Raw genomic sequence first — 24,808 nt, 5'->3', positions numbered from 1 at the left:
TTAACTTAAAAAAACAGGTTCAAAACAAACGAATTATAGTTCCTTACTAAACCTTCAAAACCTCATAAGTTTAAAAAACTATGAGGTCTTGATATTATATACTTATCATGTAAATAAAAGTATCCTAATTTTAAGTTTGAAATAAACAAATTGTTGTTTGTAATACGATCACTCAGGTAATTGAATATCTAAACACTAGGATCAAATCTTTTACGATTTCGGGATCTAATCGTTTGTGATCGTTTTCGTCTAAAATTAGGATATCTGGTATTTCTTCTTCATCCACACTAACTATCCATTCTCCAGGGTTTTCAGAAAAAAGCATTGAAGAAGCTTCATATAACTGACCTCCTAAATTATTATTAGTAGATAATAGAATCCCTTCTGTTTCTACTTCGCCACTCATAGAAGTTAAAACCTGACCAGAAGGCATAATAACACCTAGCTTAATGGTGTGACTTATGCCCTCCTCTATCGAGGAATCCGCTATAATCATTATCATTTCGAGACTAGTAATATTAATCCCCTCATCCCTAAACATAAATGGAAATTTCTCAATACCTAAATCCAATACCATATTTTGCCCCTCTTGATCGACAGGTGGGTTTAGAAAACGATACCATTCATTAGATAACTCATGTTTAAGACTAAACATTCTTGTTAATCCTATGGCATCCTCCCCTGATCCCAAACTCATTTCTTGCAAAGCCTGCCCTAGTGTTTCATTAGCTTTATCTCTCAAAAGATTTCCTCCGTCCTTGGCAGTGTAGTTAAGAGATATAATAACATCTGATATACTATTATAGTCAAAGGATCGTATGCTAGACGGTATTTCGAGAAGCCAGTTGCTAATTGCTCCTGCCCCTTCAAATGGCAAGTATCGTTCATCATTAAAATTGAGCTGAAACATACCACTATCATTCTGTCCTGAACTCGTTGCTATAGATTGTGTTCCCCCTGTTTGATATACAAAGCGAGTATCATAATCTTCTTCTATATTCTCAGGATATTCTCCGCTTGTATCCTTTCGCCATTTATTATCTAATAAAGTAAGTTTACAATTAATAGAGGTATACGGACCAGTCACACAAGGGATGGTTAACTGTACTGATTTTATTCTTCGTAAATAATGCCCGGGATGATCCAGATCAAATAAGACTTCTGACAAATTGATATAGCAACTACCGTCTTCTCTAAGTTGTATCAATGCCATTGGATCCAGCATGGATAGAGATATCGATTTAGTTAATTCGAACATTCTCTTATTTTGATCCAGATATACAGTTTCCATTCTTCTGAGGTCATAATGAAGCTTGTCGCCTGCAAGCAGCCCTTTCTTAAGGCTATCCCAATAACCAAACTCAATAAAGGTTTGATCTGAAGCCAACTCATATTGAAAACACTTTTGTGCTTTTTTGGCCAAATCATATGCTATTTGATAACTTTGAAAATATATAGTAGAGAGTTGTCCACTCATCCACTCATAAAGTTCTTTGTTGGTGAACTTACTGGTCATAAAGTCATTTACTTCCTGACTATGGTCTATATGGATCATATGATTATCTACTTCTTTCTCCATAAGAGCTACTCTTATTTCTGAAGCTGTGATTTGTTTATCTATATGATCCAATTCTCTAGAAGCTAATTTTTCTTGGAGTTTCCAATCATCCCAGCGTCGATTATGACTTGCTTCGATCGAAGCTTTATTTGCCTGATAAGATTCTATAGAGGATAAAAATCTATAATAGCTACCATAAAAATTTAATGCATCACCTAAATTAGCTCCTCCAAAAGTCGCTGATGGAGGTACACTAGCTTCGGTTTCTGGTATCAAGCGGCTATATTGTGCAGCTAGATCATAGCCTTGGCCTATAGATTGTAATATTTGGGCCATCTCCAATTTGTTAAGTTGAAGAGCTTCCTTTTCGCTCGTTTTTTCAATCTTAACATAATACTCATGCCTTGACTCTGTAATTTTTCGCATAGTTTTTAACCCGGAAAGGGTTTCTTGGGCTTCATCAAGTTGTAGCTTTTTTATATCCGTCGTAATCTGAAGTAACTTTAATTCTTGTCCTGCTCGAAGTAATGTAATCTCTTCTGCATCTTTCTTTTCTAAAGCACTTAGCAAAGCAGTACCCAAAGTTTTTACATCTGCACATAGCTCTAGTGATTTTTGAAATATCACCCGATATCGATAATGAGATAATGGCGCATACATATCATTAAGTACACTACCAATACTCACACCAGCAGCACGCGCTTTTACCAATAATGCAGGATCAATCGGGGACTGAAATAATGGAAGTTGACGCACGATACCTTCGATATTCATACAATGTCGTATTTTGAATAATCGATCCTCTACCGTATCCCAATAGGCTAATAAATTAGGGTTATTAGGAATACAGAAATACAAGGTTGTTGGCAATAATTCTGTTGTCACAGAAGAATCTTTAAATGAATTTTCACTAGTATACGTATTTTCTAGTGAAACCAATGCGTTTGAAAAAGCATCTAACTCCCCTGCTTCATCAATAAGTTGGTTATATGTTCGTGCTTCGGTTTCTTCTACTGGTATTAGTTCTGGTCTGTCTCCCAAAATCTGTGCTGCAAGGATGTAGATCTGTGTCGCTTCGTTAATTGATTCTATGGTATCCTGTTGAAATAATTGATCTCCCCAATCGATCAGATTATCAATGTATTTCATCACTACAGATTTCATATAAGCCACAGGTCTTAAAGCTGCAATAGCATGGGGGTCAAATGAATTATCAAGCCATACTTTTATTTGTTGTTCTACTTCTTCTTTCTTGTCAAGCAGTTCACTATCTGTCCCCATATAACTGAGTGCATACAACAAATTATAAATACTATCCTCTGAAGCACTTTCTCCATCACTGTACAACTCAAAAAAAGGTATAAACTGCCAAAATTTATTGGGAGAAACTTCTGAAGAACGATCTAATGGATTAAAAATAAAATGATACCAACGTTGAGCATCCTCAAATTGCTGGTTTTCACTTAATCTAGCTGCTATGAGCATCGGGATATGAAAAAACAATTCCCAATTATAAAAAGACATCGCACCTGTGTTAGAAAAATCAACTTCTCTTATCGGATATGTCGTATGCACATTTTCTGTAGGATCATAAGTAGTATCGAAATATTCTAATAGTTGTTGTTGCATTTCTCTTGTTAAAAGCCCACTAATTCCATCAAGATTAACAGTTTTGATAAAGTCATTTATATAAGGATGATAAAAATTATGAAATCTATATTTTTTAATCCCTAAATACTCAAATTGTTCTACCTGTTGATTGACCATAATACTTTCTAAATTCGTATCGGCAGTTTTGGTATTTGTTTCTAGCTTAATTTTTGGTTCGTCTATTGTCGTATTTTTCGTGATCGTTGACTGGGCTATTTTCGTCAAAAAAGTGGGTAGCGGATCTATTTGGTCTTTTGGTCCGTTATCCAATATTATTTCCTCTATTCCCTGTATATCATAAATTGTTTCCTCAAAAATACCTACTTCAATATCAGATTCGTTCAAGTAAAAATCGAGATGCGTTCCTAATTCCTCAGATGAATTTCCTGTACCATTTGTATAATCATAATCAAATGAACTATAAGGTTTTACAAAAAAATTACGATCATCATCATTATAAAAGAAATTGGTCTGCGATACAAATACCTCATATTGATGTGGAATTGGAATGCGGAATGGACTAGGTGTAGCATCAAGAACCTTTATATAATTTTCGTTCCCTTCATAGTTACCATTGGCATCAACTTTTGCGCTTGGGAGTTCAAGAGAATTATGATATCCCCCTTCTAAATAAGCCATGTTATCAACAATACTATCTGTAGGTTTTATGGTTAAAAGTTCATTGTTTTCAACGGGTATCATTGGAGAGATCTTAATTTTTTTAGTGGCATAATAAAATTGAAATGAACCTTCGTACTCATCGTCTGAAATTATGATCCATTTAAACCTAAACTTAACGTAAGAATCTAATTGTTCGGTAACAAAAAAGAAATTAAATGGAACTCCTGAATAGCTGAACCCAGGTGATTCTATGAACTCTTCAGTTACTTTCTTTGCCAACCATTTTCCGTTTTTATACTCGCTGTAGGCGAGTTTAATTTGCCATACATAATCAATAAAAGGATCATCATCCCTCTGTGTTTCTACCATCTCCATCCAGAATAAATGTAGTTTTCCATCAATAACCAGTGGTACTAAATCCCCTTTAATATCCAAATTCACTTTTGTCCATGGAGTCCAGTGCATGTTATCAATAAAGGTTCTGTAAAAAAATTCTTTTGGAACACTGCTGGTTCTCCCAAAAACATGGAGTACATCTATTGTAGTGATTCCGTCCTTTTCCTCATATTCATGATACGAACCACACACTTCAATATTAGAAACTGTATCAAGCTTTTCTAAATAGTCTTTTATCGAGTTTTCTACCAAATTAGCAGTGACATCATTTTGCAACAAAGCATTTTGAAGATCTGTAAAAAATTCGGATTTTGATAAACGTAGTTCTGGTTCAATCCAGTTTTCTGGATATAGAAATACTTTTCTATTGGCTTCCCAAACCCGATAATTTTTCATCCATTCCCATCGATCTATATCCAAATCGACACGTTCAGTCTCCAAATTCATCAAATGTCGTTGAACAAACAATTGTACTGAGCTATTAGCAAGTACAATACGCGAAGACATTGTACAGGCACTTGTTTCTACATCTAACAGGTAATACTCGTATAGGGCATTCTCATCTTTAAACCCACCATTCTGAATTAAGTAAGCGGTTAATGCATCACGTTGTTTCTCACGTACTATGTCGCGCAAAGGTGCGGCCACATCTAACCATTGGGTAAGGCTATAGTTAGATTTTGCGATTTGCTTAATATTAGCAGAATTTTCTACTGTTAGATCAACAGCCATCCAGCTCCATGCATCCTGAGCCGAAGCACCTAAAATATTGAGTACTTCAAAACATTGCATCAATTGATAAAACGCTTGTTCATCTTTAAAGTTTTCAAAACTAAAAGAATATGCTTCTGTACTTGCAAAATAAAATAATGAATCCTTTTCCCACCCAGTAATTTCTGACACCAAATTCAAGAAGATCAAAAAATCTGCATCCATGTCTGTCCAAATGGTAGATTCAGCAATAAAAGCATCTACTTCTTCTTCGTAACCCGTCTCTACAGTTTCTAGTACTATGGGGTCCGCTGCATACTCCATTAAGTCAAAAAATGTGGTATCTCCTTGAGCAAATTGCTGTCGCATATAGAAGAATTTTTCTGTCTTACGCCAAGCTAAAAATACATCTGGCGCTGCTCCTGTAATCTCATTTAGATCAATCCAACCAATACCTGATCCATTTAAAAAAGTCCAGCTTATATCATCTACTGTAAGATCAAACTTGGTAATGAACATAGCCGATTTGTATAACATCAAATAGCTATTATGTTGTATACTAAACTCAGAAAGATCAAATACCTCATCCTCGACTAACTCATCATATGCAAATGCCGGATCTGTAAAGTCTGTAATAGTAAATATGGGAGTATTAGGATCCATTGCCGGGTTAGCAGAATATAGTAATTGGGTCAATAACAATTCTGAAGTATCCTGATCTATAGATAAATCTTCGGCTATGGATTGAATAATAAAACTTTGACTTTGGATAATCACTAAATACTCAAGAAGTCTTTCGAGTATATAGGCATATCTAGTGTCTATACTGCTATAAGTTTCAGTAGCAAAATCAACTATCAATTGGTCAACATCAAGAAAATACAAATAGGTAGCTGCATTCGCTTCATCCTCTGCAGATAGTTCATCGGTAGCTTCAACCAGAGTCACTACAGCATCCAAACCTTCAGTTTCTATGAGTAATGACAACTTTTGTTTACAAAGTTCCCCGATTGGATCGATAGGAATTCCTGATTCATCTAGTACTACTTCATGCTCTGATTTTATCTTAGACATTCCCTCTTGTAAAGAAATAAATAACGAACTAATATGATCTTCAGCAGGAGCAATTCCTTCTGTAGAGTTATATTGATCTAATAGAAGGTATCTGAGCTCTGAAAAACTAAAATGAGATCGCTGTACCTGTTCTATTTGTTGTACAAATGAAAGTAGTTCTGTTGGTTGACTTGAATCAAAAGGAGTACCTGTTATAAAATCTACTGCAATCAGATATTCTTCTACTGAGATGTCTACCGCATTAATTAAAGAGACCAAACGAAATAATTGTGACAGGTTTTTTAGATTCAGGGCGTCATCTACTTCATCTATTGCGGTACGCAAAGTCTCTGTAAGTAATCCTAAATCCTGAGAACTGATATGTAATGCTGCCGCAATCTCATTCATGTAATCACTTATGAGATAATTACTATTAAGAAGTTCTGTCTTCTCAGAGTTTAGTGTAAACACAAAGGTTTCTTCATTGATTTCTTGTGGATCAAACACCGTTTTATTAAGAAAATACCGAGCGTAAAATGAGCGATCGCTTGTATTATTTTCATCAGATTGTGTGTTTAAAATTGTCCACCAACTTATCAATTCTAAGGGTTCAATATCAAATTTTTCCTGTACTTGTAGAAGAATGGCAATCTGTTCAATAAAACTTTCGGTTATATTTTCTATTCCCAAAGCATCCATAATGCGACCCAACTCAAAAATTGTCCAAGGCACTTTATTGAGAAGTCTAAAAAAGCAGTGCGCTCGAATAAAAAATTTCTCATTAATCGGATCTGAAGAAAAACTTTCTGTACTATCATCCCAGTAAGATAATATGGCTTGATCAATATCACAAGGAGCTTCTGGGGCAAATTTTACTTTAACGATACCCGTTGCATTTACAAAGTTGAGTTGTAGAAATTCTAGCAACTGCTCATAGGAGATTTCTATTTTATCAATAAAAGTTCTTACATTGATTAATGCTACTCGCCATTGGGTTGCATCGACTCCCCAAAAATCTTTTGTTGTGTATGAAACAGTATCAAGTGTAGTTTCTCCTACTATGATTTCTTTTCCATTACTAGTTAAATTAAGTTGTACTGCATATTTATCCTGATCATTGGGTTCATTTATACCACCCAAAAACTGAAAGGTATCCATCATTTTATTTCGTGTAATACCTAAATGCTCTAAGTACACTTTCCCTTCTTCATTAAAGAGGTTAAATGGCTGTGAAAAGGGGAAGATTTCATCAGACAATTTTTCATAGGCTACCAAATTTATATGCTCTGGATTGGCTTTGAGCTCCTCTGATGTACTTGTCGTTTGATTTGCCGCGCCAGATAATAACGGAGCAATTGCATTTTCTAATACTTCATTTACAATATCCAAATAAGGAATCATTGTATTGGTATTTTCACAATTCAATACAATCTCTCCCAACTCAGCCCTACGCTCGAACAAAAGATCGAGTCCTGTAGTTTCTTTATAGACCAAATCATCCTCTGTAGACAGATCCTGATCAATCGCATAATGTTCTCCTAAGTAAGATAATAGGTCAACAAAGTAAGCAGCAGCGCTGTATACAGAACGACAGTGTTTACATGAACAAAAACTTTGCCCACCAAATAATGTGTTAAGGTCGGGTAATCCTAATGCCTCTGGTTTACTACTTTCGACATTATTTCCTTGCAAAACATGAGGAAGTACACCTCCGCTAAGATCATTATACTGTAGTGCCAGATTCATGGTTGCAGCATTTACATAACTAGCTTTACTATAGAGTTTTGCAGCCAATGTTTGTCCTATTTTTCTACCGAAAGTGTTGATGAATGCTTTTTTACCATATCGTTTAATCTGCAAAGCCGAATGAAGTCCTTCTGAATCTAATGCTTCTATTACTGCATAACGATTATGTGCTGGTGCCAGATAGAATAACCGCTGTAATTTTGAAAGATCTTTGATCACTGTTTCTTTATCTGTAATACTTCCATTTAATCCATTAACATATTCTGAGATATTAGTCCCTACAAAAGAAAAATCAGTAGCTACTTCAAAAAACTTTGGCAGTTCTGTATTTTGATATTGGTCACTTTTACTAATATTAACTGCGACATGTGATGTCGGAAATGCACTCATAATTGATTTTTCCATCAAGAGTCCGTAATTGACTAGCTGCTCTTCATCCTTACCTGGAATATTTTCGGGAGCAGACCCAATACTTTTGGTAATTGCACTCCAATCTGAGGTACTAAGCCCGGTCAATTGAGAGATATCTGTGCTTTGATCAAAAATCGGGTGCTCCATAAGTGCTATGGTCGCAGGCTCATAATGTTGAGTAAGGGCAGATATTTTAAGAACTAATCGTAGTTGATTTTCATATTGTCCTAAGGTTTGATTCTTTCTTAATTCCTCCCAAAAAATCTGTATATTTTCTTGATTTTTTAGATAAAGAGTTAATACTTCTATTTGATCACTCTCTGGGATATTAATTTGTGTGAACACCTTTCCTAATGAAGTTTTTGTCGTATCAGCATCTATACTGAGAGCACTTTTTATACCCGAAGTTGTAAGCGAGCTCATAAAATCATCTACCTCATCCACCCATTTTTGATCGATTATATTATCATCAACCGCCATTTGAATACGAGTTCTGATTACTTGCGATTTTAGTGCTGTCAATTTATCCAAACTATAAGGTAATCCCTTGCGATAGCAACCATAAAATAAAGGTGGTGCCGTTTGTACAAGAACGCTCTGTCGATATGACAAAGAATATAGTGTAATCCTTTGTTGATCAGCACCTGTTTTATTAGCCAGATACTCTATATGGGCTTCAGTCAATGTTTCGGGACTCTGACCTTCTAGACAAGGTTGGAGCAATTGTTCTAGTGTATCAAATTCTGAAAGCCCCTTATATGCTTGATTTCCGATAACTAGATCAATCGTAGTGAGTTGCCCTGCATTATAGACAATCTCTGATGAGGCTATTAAAACATCATTTCGGTATGCCTCGACCTTAATATCTGGTAGTTTACAATTGGTCAAAGACTCATCCCCAAGTTCTAATTGATAGGATATCACATACACTCCATTGTCAGTAATCCCTTGCCCAAGAGATTGATTCTCTTTGATATTTACATCAAATGCTTTTACTAACGCATTAACAGGTTCACCATGAGGGTTAGTAACACGACCTTTTACCTGCCATTGATTATCGGTTGTATCAAGTGAATCCAATTCTGGTAGCTCTATATTTTCTGAAGTTGGCAGGTCAATTTCGATCTGGGTTGTAGTTACAAAATCATCTGCACTTATATCCTTTGCTGATGTGGTATAAATTTGCTGCTCATCTTGATAAATTTTATAAAATAACTGTGCTTTTTTTGCCCTACGCAGTTTTGATAGTTGTTTACTGTCTAATGTTATTTCGAACTGACCGTTTTGATCTGTAACCGAAGTACCTATCAATTTTTGAATCCTAATCTTTTGTACCCAGACTTCAATTCGTAATTGTACTCTTGCTTTTTTTGTTTTTTTATCTATAATTGTCCCTTTTAGGGTGTTGTTTGATCGTTTCATGATTTGTGTGTTTGTTCTTAAAAACATTTTATTTTCGGTCGATTTGTTCCCTCAAATTGTAGTATTGGAAGAGATCTTTTACTTTAAATAATTTAAGGATGTCGAATAGGAGCCATAGAACTTTTCCCCTGTCTTGAATTTGCAGTTTGTCCCCTCACTGATCCTCCAGAAACTGCTAACCAAGGCCAAATAGAAACTGTCCCATCAGTTTTAATTCCTGCAAAAATTTCGCCTAGAATAACATCAAGACTTCCTATAAGTCCAATATCCCATAAATATCTAAGCGGTTGTGGTTCATTCCCTTGCAAACCAAGAGAATCAGTAACAGTTAACTTGAATTGATGAGTAAAAGTCCCATCTTTTTTGAAAACCTCAACAGGTTCACCGATTATTACAAAATTACCTCTGTAGAATTCAGTATGACCAATAGTTTGTCTTTCGTCTCCAAACATATCCTCGACAACAGCAATATCTTTCAAACTAGGTTGTGGTGAATTCTTTCTCTCCATGAAAGATTCGTAAATTAACTTTTCATGAGGCGAATCAGTGTTTATCCCATTTCGAACCTCTACAGTTGGAGTTGTACCAGTTTCTTGATAAAAAAGAGTAATTTCACGTAACAGATTAGGATATTGTTCTATTACATCAATTTCTTCTCTAAGGTTTTCAGGAATTGAAGCCTTAGGTCCTATATGTTGCCAAGTTTTTTCAGGATTTAGTAAGGGAAATAGTCCTTTTGAAATATACTCTAATGTTGTAATCGGTGAATCCATATGCCGCATTGATTCTGCTATAACTTCTTCATTAACTGGATTATCAACTGGGTTTAACAACACTGAACTTAGTGGAATACTTTGCTCTTCACCCGGATGTACCAGTATCGTAGAATCTGAATCCAACTCGAAAATCATAGATTCGGAGAGACAGGTATTTTCATCTGTTAAATAAACTTCATAATACTGCTCCTCTTCTGAAACAAATCCCTGGAATTGACCTGGTGAACAGGTTTGAAAACCAAATTCATCCTTAAAACTTACAGGATTATTCCTAACATACCGAAACAAGTTCAGCCCATCCACTGTTCCCGCCGGGTCAGAACTAAGCCACCTACCCATCCAGGGAGCATAATACCGTGCTCCATAATAATATAAGCCAGTGGTATCATCTCGTTCCTTACCTGTATATCGATATTGTTTAAGGGCTACTTCTGTAGCACTACTACCAGCTGTAAACGCAGTGCCACCAAACGGGAAGTATTCTTCGTAGGAAATTAATAGTCCGTTTACATCTAATTCTAATGAGGCCGAACCCAAATGATTACCTAGTTGGTAGTGAATTTTATTTTGTTCGATAGTCACCGCGCTATCATTGCTAGTTTCCCAATAATATACAATGGCAATACGCTTCTGATCATCCATCACATGCAAGGCAGAGCGATCTTCTTGCAACACCTCATTAACGCCTTGGTATTTTCGTTTGATTTCTAATCCCCCCAGATATATTTTTTCTTCTTTCGATAGCAAATCCCCAGAACTATTATAGGTCTCCTTTACTTTTCTTATGCGTTGCCCAGAGGCATCATAGACATAATATTCGCTATCATTTTCGGTTTCTCTCTCTATAATTGTGACGGATGCAATATTGTTTCTATAATTCCACTCGATACCTTGTAGATGTTCTAACTGTTGCATATTACCACCGGCATCAAAATAGCTTTCTACTGTACCATCATGATCCATTTCGTCAGTAATGGTTCGGTTAGACACATCAGAAACAGTCATGTCACGAGTAAAGGAATTTTCGCCAATATGTTGAAGTTGTATTAGATTACCACTATCATCATAAGTATACTTTCTGCTATAGTTTCTTAATTGGTTGGTATCATTGATATTCGCAAAATGGGTATCCTTTAAGATATCACTGCGTTGTTGATAATCGGTTTTAGAAAGTGCCAAATGTTCGCGACCCGTAGCTTCTTTTAACTGATACAAAGCGTCGTAAACAAATGTGCATTCTGCATCCACAGTTTGGTTGGCAGTAAAAACTTTTTCATGACTATTATCTATGATTTTAACAATATTACCTACCGGATCATATACATAACTAATATCTTGTAATATTATCAGGTTGCCATCATCTTCTTGCCGAGTAGTTTTTAGGTTAATTAAACGAAATGTAGTTTCTTCATACACATACCTAGTATGCACACCGTTTCCATATATCACCTTGGTACGCTGTCCTTTGGCATTATACTCAATCGCTTCTACAAATGATGTGAAGTCAGTTTCTTCTTTAAGTTGTACTTCTACATTTTTTAACCATCCCACCTGATGAAAACCTGGTTTTGAAATACTACCATCCGGTTGTATTGCTTTTATGGCTCTTCCTAAAGCGTCATATTCGATAGTCGATGTAAAAGACTCCGTTTCCATATGGACAATTGAAACATTATTCCAGTTTGCTTCGTTTTTGTAGTCCTTACGAAGTGTTCTACTAGATTGTAGCGGTTGTCCGTTGATATCAAAAAGTAAGTTTTCTACTAATCCCGCCTCATCATAATGCCTTATGAGTTGTCCCTTAAGGTTTTTATCAACAGCATTGGTTTCTAAATCTCCGTAATCCAGTCGTTGTACAATTTGATCTAATCCATTACCATCTAAAGTGATCTTGATGGGACGTTGTAAGGCATCATAGCTGTTTTGGGAATGAAACCCTCGGGCATTCCAACCATGTACTGGATTGCCTACTACATTAATCAACCCCCAGGTTTCTCCGGCATCTATGCTTTGGGTATACAAGACATTTCCTGCCAAATCATATTGATACTGAAAATTATATACTTTATCGGTTTCTGATCTACTTTGATTAGCCATATATTGCCTAGGATCAATCGTATTGAGCGGATTACCTTGTATATCAAATGTGGTATATGTTATTAAAGGGGTAGCCTCTTCTTCTAAATATTGTAAGGTCATAAACTTGCGGGCGAGACTATCTAATTTGACTACTGATGGTGTATTGTAATGAACTTCTGCTTTTTGCAGTGCTTCTGCTTCTTCGTCTCCCGCTCCTATGTGATCCAAATAATAGGTCGAATCTTTGACTGTATCATTTTCGTCATAGGTACTTATTTGCCAGGGATCAAATACTACTTGAGAGTGAAACCCTTTTGGAGTTTCGGTTTTGACTAATCGACCTAGTGGATCATAATAGATAATAGGAGTAACACCAACAGGAGCAATTACAGATTCATCCTCATACGCATACGCATCACTATAATATGGTTCGTATTGCTTCACAGGTTTTTCCTTATTATTATAAACTGTTCTTCCTGACACGAGCCATTGCTCGTTTCCATCAGTATCATCATCTACCTTACTTTTTTGCTGTAAACCGCGTCCGAAACCATCAGAATACCCCAAATGAATATGTATTGCTGTTGCTTCTATATCTAGTTCACTACCATGCGTCTCACGTAACAGATTTATAAAATGTGGTGGCTGTTGATCATCAATCCAGGCATCAAGATTGTAATAAAAGAAACTGGTTGCTTCCTGAAGGAACTTAGCTGGATCTTCTACTATATTTTCTATTGTAAAATTGCTTTGTTCCTGATAAAATGAAAGAGGAATATCTCCTTTATCCAAACCTTCTAGTGTTCCATATACCGAAGTAGCTATTACCATTCCTAGAGGATCCGTTAAAACCTCGCTGACATTTTCGTTACTATCGATTACCTTCCAAGGGGAAAGTGTTCGGTATTCAATTTCAGATAAAGTTATATTACCTATGGCATCTATACTTTGTATTGTGGTCAAAAAATAGTCATCATAAACTACCTGATTTTGATTGCCAAAAGGATCGGTAGTTTTGTAGGGAAGATAAAATGAATTTCTATCGAGATGGTCCACGATAGTTCCGGGGTTCCACCAATACCCTTCGTTTAGTATATACCCTGCATCTGTCATTATACTATCGTTGACTTTTGTATCATACACTTCACTGACCCATGTAGTACTCATTACCACACTTTCTGTATGATGTGGCAAAGCCAAAGGAGAAACTTCTCCAAATGGAAGTGCTGTGTTTTCATCTTCCCAAAAATAGTTTTTGGCCCATGACAAGAGTTTTGCTTCTACTCCGTTGGTAAATGATTCTTCGTGCGATAAAATTACATCCTCATCAAAAATTCCGAAAAGTTGATTTTTTAAATCATCGATATTAAAATAATCGTTTGCACCCAAAACCAATCCATTGATCTCAAAACCTTTTTGTTCTAATCCCACTCCCAATAGATAAAAGTCTTCTTCTTCATTAAAGTAGGTATTCGTTTGTACTGTAGCATATAATTGCTGTTGTTCAGGATACCTTTCAAGAATTATACTTCGGCGTGGGTATGCTATTTCTATTGCTTTTAAAGGTTGCCCATAGTGATCAGTGTCCAAAAGAATAGTATGTAAGATTCTGGGATCTTCTGTATTACGTTCATAAGAATAGGTTAGCGATTCATTACCTAAGGTCAAATAAACTCCGCATTTTTTGTCAACCCTTGGTTGCATCTGTATGACCCTAAAATTAGTTTCTACCACGCTATATGGAATCACTTCCTTATCTGTACCATCTAATGTGTAGATTTCCTGTCGAAGTGTTTTTCCTTTTAAGGATCGATAGGCTTCACGCACATGATCATAATCCATTTCGGCTACTTTATCAATACTACTATCCGGAAATTCATGTGCTAATGAATCACCATCGAAGTACTCATCAGTATACTGTTTTGAAATCACTCCTTGTTTAACATAAGCACCGGTATGAAACCAACTTTTTGTATAAATCGGTGGCATGTCCAATTCATCACTGGTATTATACGTATCAAAGGATTCACTGTCGATTTGTTCTACCATGCCAAATCCCCTAAATTCTCGTTCCTCGCCATCATAATATCCATGATGATATTTGTAACTGCTCAACAATCGTGATGAAGAAATATGATCTATCACTGTAACTTGTTTTAACACATGTACAGGAAAATGAAGTTTTGTGATCCAAGGAGTTCCTAACTTAAGGTCTTCGAGATAAAATTCTGTAGAAGAGCCATACGCCATTAAGGTTTCTTTACCCATATTGTTATTGACTGAAGTCATTAAGTAAGGTTTACCTTCTTCCATCAGATCAATATATTTTATTTGGGTTCCAAAATCTCCAGGTAATGATGAAGTCCAAACTAAACATCCTGTTCCTTTTCCTAAAAGATCTACTACCGTCAAAGAAGATTGTGCATCAAGCTTTGGAAATGCCTTGATTTTTACTTCTGAGCCCCAACTATTTCCTGACTGATTGTACCATATTTTTACATCTTCACCATTAAAATAAATGAGATCTGTGGTCCCTGTGCCATCTATGTCAAATAATCGAATACGACTTTGATCAAAAAGATCGGGAGTATCCATATGAGGGACGTTACCCATACTAATTTTTCTTCCGAATTTCCCGTATCCCAAATTAGGCCAATATGCAATCTCTCCATTTTTGATACGTACAATATCACTAAGTCCATCTCCACTCATATCTGCCAGATATACTCCTTGTTGCGATTTTGAGAATACGACTCTGGGACCTTTTTCTTCTTCTAAAGCCTTACGTATATATTCTGGAGCACCATACCCTTTTTTCCCTTTAGAAGGATACCAAGTAAACACCTCATCCTCGTTAATTAATATATCCGCCAGACCGTCTCCGTTAAGATCTATATATTTAAGTTCAGGGTTCTTAAAGTCTATTTCTGGACACGCTTCAAAAGGAATAAAATGCTGCCATTCATGATCTATTTGATTTATATATCCTTTTATGTTAGCCCCATTAATTAATACCTCTTTTATACCATCTCCGTCAAGATCACTAATAACTGGTTGCATATTGGTAGCTGATACATCATTAGGTCTTTCTGCTACTTGCCTAGTTCCTGTAAAGGTAGCCTCGCCTCTATTATTTTTATAGAACCAACTTCCCGCTATTTTGGTAAAAACGCCTGGTAAGCCCTCTCCTTCGAGGTCCAGCCACTGATATATTCCTCCATCAATACCTAATGGTAAGTTGTCCAGATATTCTGGAGCAATCGATTTTACCTCATCGTCTATACTCGCCTCTATATATGAAAACGTTGTTGGCGGAAAAGACGTAACCTTAGTAGTACCATCATCTATTTTTTTATAACCGCTTTGTTCTATAGCCTTAAGAATACTGGCTTTGTTCGTTTCTTCATAGCTTAGTGTCGTCGAACGTACTAAAACAGGATTTTCTCCCAATTCTTGAAAGTCATGAAAAAATAAGATGCGTTGACATAAACGATATTGACGAAGCTCAAAACCGCTGTTATATCTCGAAAAAGGATCTTTACGTACATCCCATGATGTAACTTCTTCTATTGATGGATTAGTAAAATCATGTTCTCCATAATCTAATACAACCGAAAAATGAAATTCATCATCCCGATCTGCTACTTTATTGCCATAATGTATTGATTTAAGATATGCATAATTGAATCCATTTTTCTCTTTTAACCGGTGATCCTCAAAAGAATTCGCGACATCAATCCCGTCAGCATTTTCGCGTTTATACTCATATTGTATAACATTTCCTTTTGCATCAAATGATTTCTCAATTAACCACTTAAATACTCTTTTCTTATCGTGAGGATCATATATCCGTGCCTCTTCAGAAACTCCATATAAAGAAGTTATATTTTTTTTAGAAACCGTTTTCCAATAAGAAAGACCCGTATTTTTGTTTTTCCATTTCTCTATTTTAGAAAAAAGCCCCTCTAACCGAGGTCTATAATTAACAACATGATAATCTTCTTCTTCTCTTTCTAATTGCACCCAAGCACCTTCTTCTTGTAAATAAGGAACTAAATCTTCTACACCCGACATAAGAAACACATCGCTATTATCGTATTTAGGGATGCCTTTGGATACTTTTCTACTAATAGCTGGGACACCTATTTCCCAACCATATCCAAAAACTCCATTCCCATTACCCGAATCATAACTTAATGTCAATTGAGGGGCAAAACCTGATCTTCCTGAACTAAATGTTAACGGGATACTTAATGACCCTGTACCTGTTACAGAATTTACCTTGAATTTTTCTCCAATACCCGAAATTGCTGCTCCTCCTTTTGGTAAATTAATTGATGGAATTGGAGACTCCTGTACATCATTTTTCTTTTCATCTTTTTGGCTGGTTTCCATAATCTACATATTTAAAGTGATTATTTTCTAGGTATTCAAAATGTGCCTGTGATACTCATTGGCTACAAGTTGATACTAGAATACATTCTGAAAATTAGAACCAATACTCAAAAAACAGAAGCTCTAACTTGTAACTGGTCGTGGTAAATCTGTAATTGGATAGAAAAAAACAATTGTTGGTTAGACAAATCAAGACTTTGACTCACCTGTCTATATATTGCCCAAAAAGAAAAAAGGAATATTACTCAGTAGACATTATCATTTCTTCAGTAAAACAACCTTCAAAAACAAGGATTTATAATTATTTTTGCAGTTCTAAAATGTATCCGAATAAAGTTTGTCATGAAAAAAAAAATAATATATTTTTAGACAGAATTACCCTATTAACTTAACTGTATGAGTCTTCGTAAAAAAGCACTTAAATTTCTTAAATGGATAGCAATTATTCTTGGTGCTTTTATTATTTTATTAGTAGCAGCTTGTCTCATATCACCGAAGTACATTGTTGATTATATTGAGGATCACGATAGAGAATGGATCAATAGAGATATTACCATCCAAAAATTTTCTATTAATCCCCTCTTATTTACAATTACTATCAATGGAGTAAAAGTTACTGAACCAGATGCTAATTCTACGTTTGTCTCTTTTGATCGTTTATTTATAAACCTTGATTCATGGCCTTTATTAAAATCTCAAATAAGCACTCAAGAAATAACAGTTGAAAATCTTTTTGGTAATATTGTTCAGAATGGAAGTCACTTTAATTTTTCGGATCTGTTAGATTCTGATTCTGATTCTGATAGTAATACTGAATCTCAAGAAGAGACATCTTTTACTCTTAAGAATATCAATATAATTAATTCAAGTATTCAATACTCTGATCAGGTTATTGGTAGTACACTGCTATTAGATTCAATAGCTATTCATGATGAGAGTTTTAGTGGTAATGATACTTTTTGGGATGCAGATATAGAAATTCATCAACCTGATGGAGGCTGGATTCGAGGTAATACTGTATACAATCTCAAAAATTCAGATTATAAGATAAATACGGCAATTGATAATTGGCAATTATCTCCTTTTAAAAACTATGTGACTTCTGTAATTCAACTAAGCCAATTCGAAGGGCGGTTAGATACACACTTATCAATCTCAGGAAATACAGGAAAATCAGACTACTTTAAAAGTAACGGTGATATTAAAGTATCTGATCTAAAAATAGTTGATCCAGAAAGCAAACCTCTGGTAACTATGGAAACATTTCGATTAGACATTGATTCTATTAATACGCAATCAAATCTTTATGATTTCAATAAAATATTGGTAGATAACCTTCACATTAAATATGAATATCTTCCTAATGGAGATAACTTCACAAAATGGTTGGTTCAAAATGACTCTACTCAAGTCGCCACTTCGTCTACGCAAAAAAACACCTCTGAATATTATGTTAGTCCTTTCGAAATGCTTTCTGTTTATATCTATGATATGACAAGGGATTATATTTTTAAATCTTATTCTGCGGATTCTATTTCTGTGCGCAATTTTAATTTAAAATTTCATGATTATACCCTCGAAGATCCTTTTTATATGGATATAACGAAATTAGACGTATTGTCATTGAATATAAAACCAGAGAACAAACATGCTTACTTTGATATTAATGGTATTATAAACTCTACAGGAAAACTGAAGGGAGATATAACGGTAAGTCGAGAAGGAATTGAGAACATGGATGTTGACCTGAGTATAAAAGGCTTATTTTTGAACAGGTTTAGTCCCTACGGAAGATACTACACTGCACACCCGTTTATGGAAGGGATTACAACTTATACTACTAAAAGTAGTATCAAGGATTCATATTTAAAAAGTACCAATAACATTTTTGTTGAAAAAATTAAAGTGGGCAAGAAAAGAAAAACCAATTCTGGCTATTCACTACCAATGAAGCTTGTAGTTGCGCTCATACGTGATCTAGACGGTAACGTAAGCTTAGAAATACCTATCGAAGGTCCTATTAATGACCCAAAATACAAGTTTGGTAAAGTGATATGGAAAGTAATAAAAAATATCTTCGTAAAACTTGCTACTTCTCCTTTTAGGGCTTTATCTAATGCATTGAGTCTTAATGAAGATGATTTAGAAAACCTGTATTTTGATAGTGGTCAGATAGGTTTGGGAAAACCACAACTAAAATCCCTCAATTCTATCGCTAATGTTTTAAGCAAAAAACCTGAATTTGTTATTGAACTAAATCACTTGTATAACATAGAATATGAGATGGATGCTTTAGCAATTCATACTGCCAAATTAAATTATTTAAAACAAAGTGAAATTCCTTTAAGTGATAAAATCCCAATTAGAAAACAAGCACATGACATCCCAACTACAGATCCAGAATTTCTGACGTATGTAAAAAATAACACAACTAATTTTGACCCAACAATTTCTATCCCAGAAAATGTACGTAGGTTATTAGGAGAAGAAAAAATTGCTTTAGACTTACAGCAGGTTATTGCCAAACAAAAAGAACTGGTCAGTAATTACCTAACGCAGGAAAAGGGAATTGATATATCTCGTTTTACAATAAATGACATTTCAAAGGAGGAAATATCAGTAAATCAGACTAGACCAAAATTCGAAGTATTATTTAAACTTGATGAAAACGCAACACAATTGCCCGATAGTGAATAGTTCTAAGTTTTATCAAAAGCTAGAAAAATCTAGGTGATAATACTCTGTTGGTTTTAAAAAATTCATATCGTAAAAAAAACTCGTAGGATCCCGAATTAAATTCTGTATTTCCTAAGGCTGTAGTTTCCCAATCATATGCAAAACCAATCATCATTTTATCCGATATATTAAAACCAATTTGGGCACTTAATGCCGCATCCAACCGATAAGCCAGCCCAAAAGTCAGTTTTTCATACAACAACAAATTAGCAGAAAGGTCTAGCTGTATTGGTGACCCTTGTACCGCTTTCAATAAAACGGAAGGTTTTAGCTTAAGAGATTGGTTCATTTGAAAAACATATCCGCCTATTACATAATAATTCAAACGTTCTTCTGCTACATACGAAGATGCTCTATTATCATTCGAAGATTCGTCAAAATGTCTTGTCTCTAGAACATTAGGCACTGATGCCCCCAAATAAAAATTCTCTTTGTGAAAATAAATTCCGAACCCAACATTAGGAGAAAATTTATTATCAATATTTGTGTCTAACAAAAGATCAGAAGTAGTATACTCATTAAGTCTTTTGAAGTTGACATCGAGTAAATGTCCTCCTCCTTTGACGCCAAAAGCCAATTGTGCATCTTCTGAAGTGTTTATGGTATACGAAAAGTCTATATCAAAATACGTCTCTTGGGTTGGTCCTATTTTATCATTAATAAGAGAAAAACCTAGTCCAACTTTATTTGAAGCACCAACTGGAGTATGAACTGTAAATGTTTGGGTAACCGGGGCTCCCTCAATGCCTACCCATTGATTACGATAGATCCCTGCTATACTGATAACATCTCTTGATCCAGCGTATGCGGGATTTATACTCATTGTGTTATACATATACTGGGTATACTGTGCATCTTGTTGCCCGAAACTCTGGAATGTAATCATGATTAAAAAAATAAGCGTGATGAAATAAATTCTATTCATGTGATACTCTATTTTTTTGATTTTGTGTACATAATAATTAATACTATTTGCAATCTCTAAGTCAGCAATCAACCCGTATTACAAATATCCCCTGCTACACCAATCATTTGTTTCATTATCTAGTGAGATACAAATAGCCCGATTTATTTTTAGTCACCTCATCTTCTGTTTTATAAGAAAGAATATAAAAATAGGTTCCAACAGGTAATTGTTCTTCTTTATTGATAGTTATCCTACCTCTTGATTCTCCCCTAAAATACTCTTCATTTTGCCCATACCCTTTGGCATAATATACTTGAACTCCCCATCGATTAAAGATGCTTAATTCATTATTAGGAAACGCTTCTATATTTGAAATAAGGAAAATATCATGGTCTCCATCTCCATTAGGTGTCACTATATTAAAGATTTCAATACCATCTTCATCCTCTGAACTTGCATTATTTGCTTCCTGAAAATCATCTATACCATCTGTATCTGTATCAAGCGGATCATAATTTACAGTTCCGTTATCGGCATCCTGCACGTCATTTGGAATTCCATCAGCACCCACTAATCCATCTACACGATGATCTCCGTCGATATCCTGACCACCGTGTCCGGCCTCTATGTAATCATAAATCCCATCACCATCAGCATCTAAGTCAAGACTATCAATAATCCCATCATCATCAGTGTCTAAGAAAGGATCATCATTTTGTTCTTCTATATCTGTAATACCATCATTATCATCATCTAAATCTTCTATATTTATAATTCCATCATCATCAGAATCTAGGTAACTTATTGTAGGGTCATCAAAATCTCCATCATTGTCTACATCTAGATTTGTGAGATCAGTAAAATCATCAGAATCTTCAAAGACCTCTGTCGACATGTCTGGTAAAAGGGCTACAACAGTGGCTGTATTAATAACCATTTCATCTGTAATATCATTTTGAACAATAGTATGCTCTGCTTCAATCATAAAAGATTCTCCTGGCTTTAGCTGATCAATAATATTAGGACTTATAAAAGTGACAATGGGATCATCAACGGTAACATCAAACAATGTAACATTTCCTCTATTCGTTACTTCAATGATATAGTTTAAAACATCTCCAATGTCCATATAGGTTTTAAAATCAACTTCTTTGGTTATATCAAGAATTGCAAATTGCGGCATTACCGTGATTGTTACATCATCAGGATTTCCGTTACCGTTTACATCATTATTCTCATCATTACTTGGGTCATCAGATAAATCACTAATTGTATTTCCTTCTGGATCCAGGGCTGTGACTGTTGCACTATTGATAACAACTCCATTATCAAGATCACTTTGTGTAATTAAATGCTCTGCGGTAATAGCCACCTCTTGACCAGGACTAAGTACCGAAATTGTTGTAGGATTAATAGTTCCTGCATCGGCATTAGGGTCTGTGACTTCGATATCTGTTAGCGTAACATTACCTGAATTAGTTACGACCATTGAATACACAATTAATTCACCTACCTCATCCCATAAACCATCTGGAGCAGGATTTGCAAGCTTAGTAAAACTCATTACTGGTTTTTGATCGAGGATTACGATGGTTGCATCATCAGGAACACTTGTATCTGGATCATCAGAATCAACACTAACAATAGTTCCGCATGGATCACTTGCCCGAACAGTTGCAACATTTATTATTTGCCCCGTATCCAGATCTTCTTGTGTAAGTGTATGTTCTGCCCTAAAAATAGCACGACCAAACCCTGGGATTGTTGTTATTTCGACTACCGGACTTGCTGAGCCAGAATCCGAATTACTATCAAGAACTGTAATATCACTTATTTCGACCCCCGAAATATTCTCTACAATAATTTCATATATAACAACCTCTCCTACGGTATCATAACTCCCATCTTCTGCTGGTAAATCCGACTTGGTAACGCGCAATTCTGCTCTTGGACTAACGGTAACTATATACTCATATACCTCTCCATCACAACCATTTGTACTTCTTGGTGTAATTTGATAGGTTACAATTTGCTCAACCCCTGAGGTATTAACCAACAAGTCAGAAATAGTGGTAGCGGTACTTATACTTGTTGTTTCTCCAGAAACATTTATATTGTCTATCGCCTGCCATATAAAAGTAGTTCCTGTTAAATCTACATCAGAAAGCAAATCATGATTTAAAGAAATATCACTACAAGTATTTTCTGTGGGTACTGTTTCTACTTCAGGTTCTGGATATACTGTCACAGTAAGTGCAAAATCATTTCCTTGACAACCATCACTATTAAATGGAGTTACAATATATATCACATCTTCATCTAACAAAGAGAGGTTTCGAATGGTATCAGGAATTAAAGTGCCAGTTCCATCAACATTCCCAGTTACATTTGCATTAGGAGTTGCAACCCATGTAAAAGTGACATCCGAAAGTCCAATTAGACTACTTAAATCAAATCCTAATGAAACATTACTACAACTAGTAACCGAAGTATCCATTATTTCTAGCGTAGCAGTAACATCTATGGTATAGGTATAAGTATAAACTGCACTATTTCCGGCACAATCTGTATATGTAAACGTATAGATCTTATCTCCATCACACAATGGATCTGTATTTTCAGTAATCACAGGGGTAATTGCAACATTACATGCATCAACAACGACAGGAGCTGATGGTTGTACTGCATCTGTTATACTATTTACAATACTTCCGGCATCTGCAGGAACATCTGGTGAAGTGGTTGTATCTATTGTGTACGTATAGACATATGCAGAAGCATTGCCAGCACAATCAGTATAAGTAAAAGTATAGATTTTTGAACCCTCACAAACGGGATCTGTATTTTCGGTAATCACAGGAGTAATTGCAACATCACATGCATCTAAAACCACAGGAGCAGCAGGTTGTACTGCATCGACCAAACACTCGACAGTACTACCAGCATCTAAAGGAACATCTGGTGGAGTAGTTAAATCTATTGTATATGTATAGATATATGCAGAAGCATTACCTGCACAATCAGTATAAGTAAAAGTATATATTTTTGAACCCTCACAAACGGGATCTGTATTTTCGGTAATCACGGGGGTAATTGCAACATCGCATGCATCTAAAACCACTGGAGAAATAGGTTGTACTGCATCGACCAAACACGCTACAGTACTGCCAGCATCCATAGGAACATCTGGTGTAGTAGTTAAATCTATTGTATATGTATAGACATATTCAGAAACATTGCCAGCACAATCAGTATATGTAAAGGTATAGATCTTTGAACCCTCACAAACGGGATCTGTATTTTCAGTAATCACAGGGGTAATTGCAACATCGCATGCATCTAAAACCACAGGAGCAATAGGTTGTACTGCATCTGATAAACACTCGACAGTACTACCGGCATCTACAGGAACATCTGGTGAAGTGGTTGTATCTATTGTATACGTATACACATATGTAGAAACATTGCCTGCACAATCAGTATAAGTAAAGGTATAGATTTTTGAACCCTCACAAACGGGGTCTGTATTTTCGGTAATCACAGGAGTAATTGCAACATCACATGCATCTAAAACCACAGGAGCAGCGGGTTGTACTGCATCTGACAAACACTCGACAGTACTGCCTGCATCTACAGGAACATCGGGCGAAGTGGTTGTATCAATTGTATACGTATAGACATATGCAGAAGCATTACCTGCACAATCAGTATAAGTAAAAGTATATATTTTTGAACCCTCACAAACGGGATCTGTATTTTCGGTAATCACGGGGGTAATTGCAACATCGCATGCATCTAAAACCACTGGAGAAATAGGTTGTACTGCATCGACCAAACACGCTACAGTACTGCCAGCATCCATAGGAACATCTGGTGTAGTAGTTAAATCTATTGTATATGTATAGACATATTCAGAAACATTGCCAGCACAATCAGTATATGTAAAGGTATAGATCTTTGAACCCTCACAAACGGGATCTGTATTTTCAGTAATCACAGGGGTAATTGCAACATCGCATGCATCTAAAACCACAGGAGCAATAGGTTGTACTGCATCTGATAAACACTCGACAGTACTACCGGCATCTACAGGAACATCGGGCGAAGTGGTTGTATCTATTGTATACGTATAGACATATGCAGAAACATTGCCAGCACAATCAGTATATGTAAAGGTATAGATTTTTGAACCTTCACAAACGGGATCTGTATTTTCAGTAATCACAGGAGTAATTGCAACATCGCATGCATCTAAAACCACAGGAGCAGTGGGTTGTACTGCATCTGATAAACATTCTACAGTACTACCGGCATCTGTAGGAACATCGGGCGAAGTGGTTGTATCTA

Annotated in this window: 5 protein-coding genes; 1 reads left to right on the top strand and 4 read right to left on the bottom strand. The window is 35.6% G+C overall.

The window, feature by feature from the left end:
* Positions 1-172 precede the first annotated feature (172 nt).
* Positions 173-9,568 carry a Tc toxin subunit A-related protein gene (locus DZ60_RS0115110; protein ID WP_025742880.1) on the bottom strand — a complete coding sequence of 3,132 codons (9,396 nt, stop codon included), beginning with the start codon at positions 9,566-9,568 and terminating at the stop codon, positions 173-175.
* A gap of 92 nt (positions 9,569-9,660) precedes the next feature.
* Positions 9,661-16,818: a SpvB/TcaC N-terminal domain-containing protein gene (locus DZ60_RS0115105; protein WP_025742879.1), complete on the bottom strand. Its 7,158-nt coding sequence runs from the start codon at positions 16,816-16,818 to the stop codon at positions 9,661-9,663.
* Positions 16,819-17,214: 396 nt separating this feature from the next.
* Between DZ60_RS0115105 and DZ60_RS0115100 the strand changes: the two genes are divergently transcribed.
* Positions 17,215-19,515, top strand: a complete 2,301-nt coding sequence (locus tag DZ60_RS0115100; RefSeq protein WP_025742878.1) for a DUF748 domain-containing protein — start codon at positions 17,215-17,217, stop codon at positions 19,513-19,515.
* 19 nt (positions 19,516-19,534) lie between these two features.
* On the opposite strand, the gene DZ60_RS0115095 is transcribed toward DZ60_RS0115100, so the two are convergent.
* On the bottom strand, positions 19,535-20,479 hold the full coding sequence (locus DZ60_RS0115095) for a PorP/SprF family type IX secretion system membrane protein (protein WP_025742877.1): 945 nt from the start codon (positions 20,477-20,479) through the stop codon (positions 19,535-19,537).
* 115 nt (positions 20,480-20,594) lie between these two features.
* Positions 20,595-24,808, bottom strand: a 4,214-nt coding sequence (locus DZ60_RS23180; RefSeq protein WP_034229839.1) for an HYR-like domain-containing protein, incomplete at its 5' end; no start/stop codon positions are given.

The organism is Aquimarina pacifica, assembly GCF_000520955.1.
Lineage (GTDB): Bacteria > Bacteroidota > Bacteroidia > Flavobacteriales > Flavobacteriaceae > Aquimarina > Aquimarina pacifica.
This window is presented reverse-complemented; position numbering and strand designations above follow the sequence as displayed.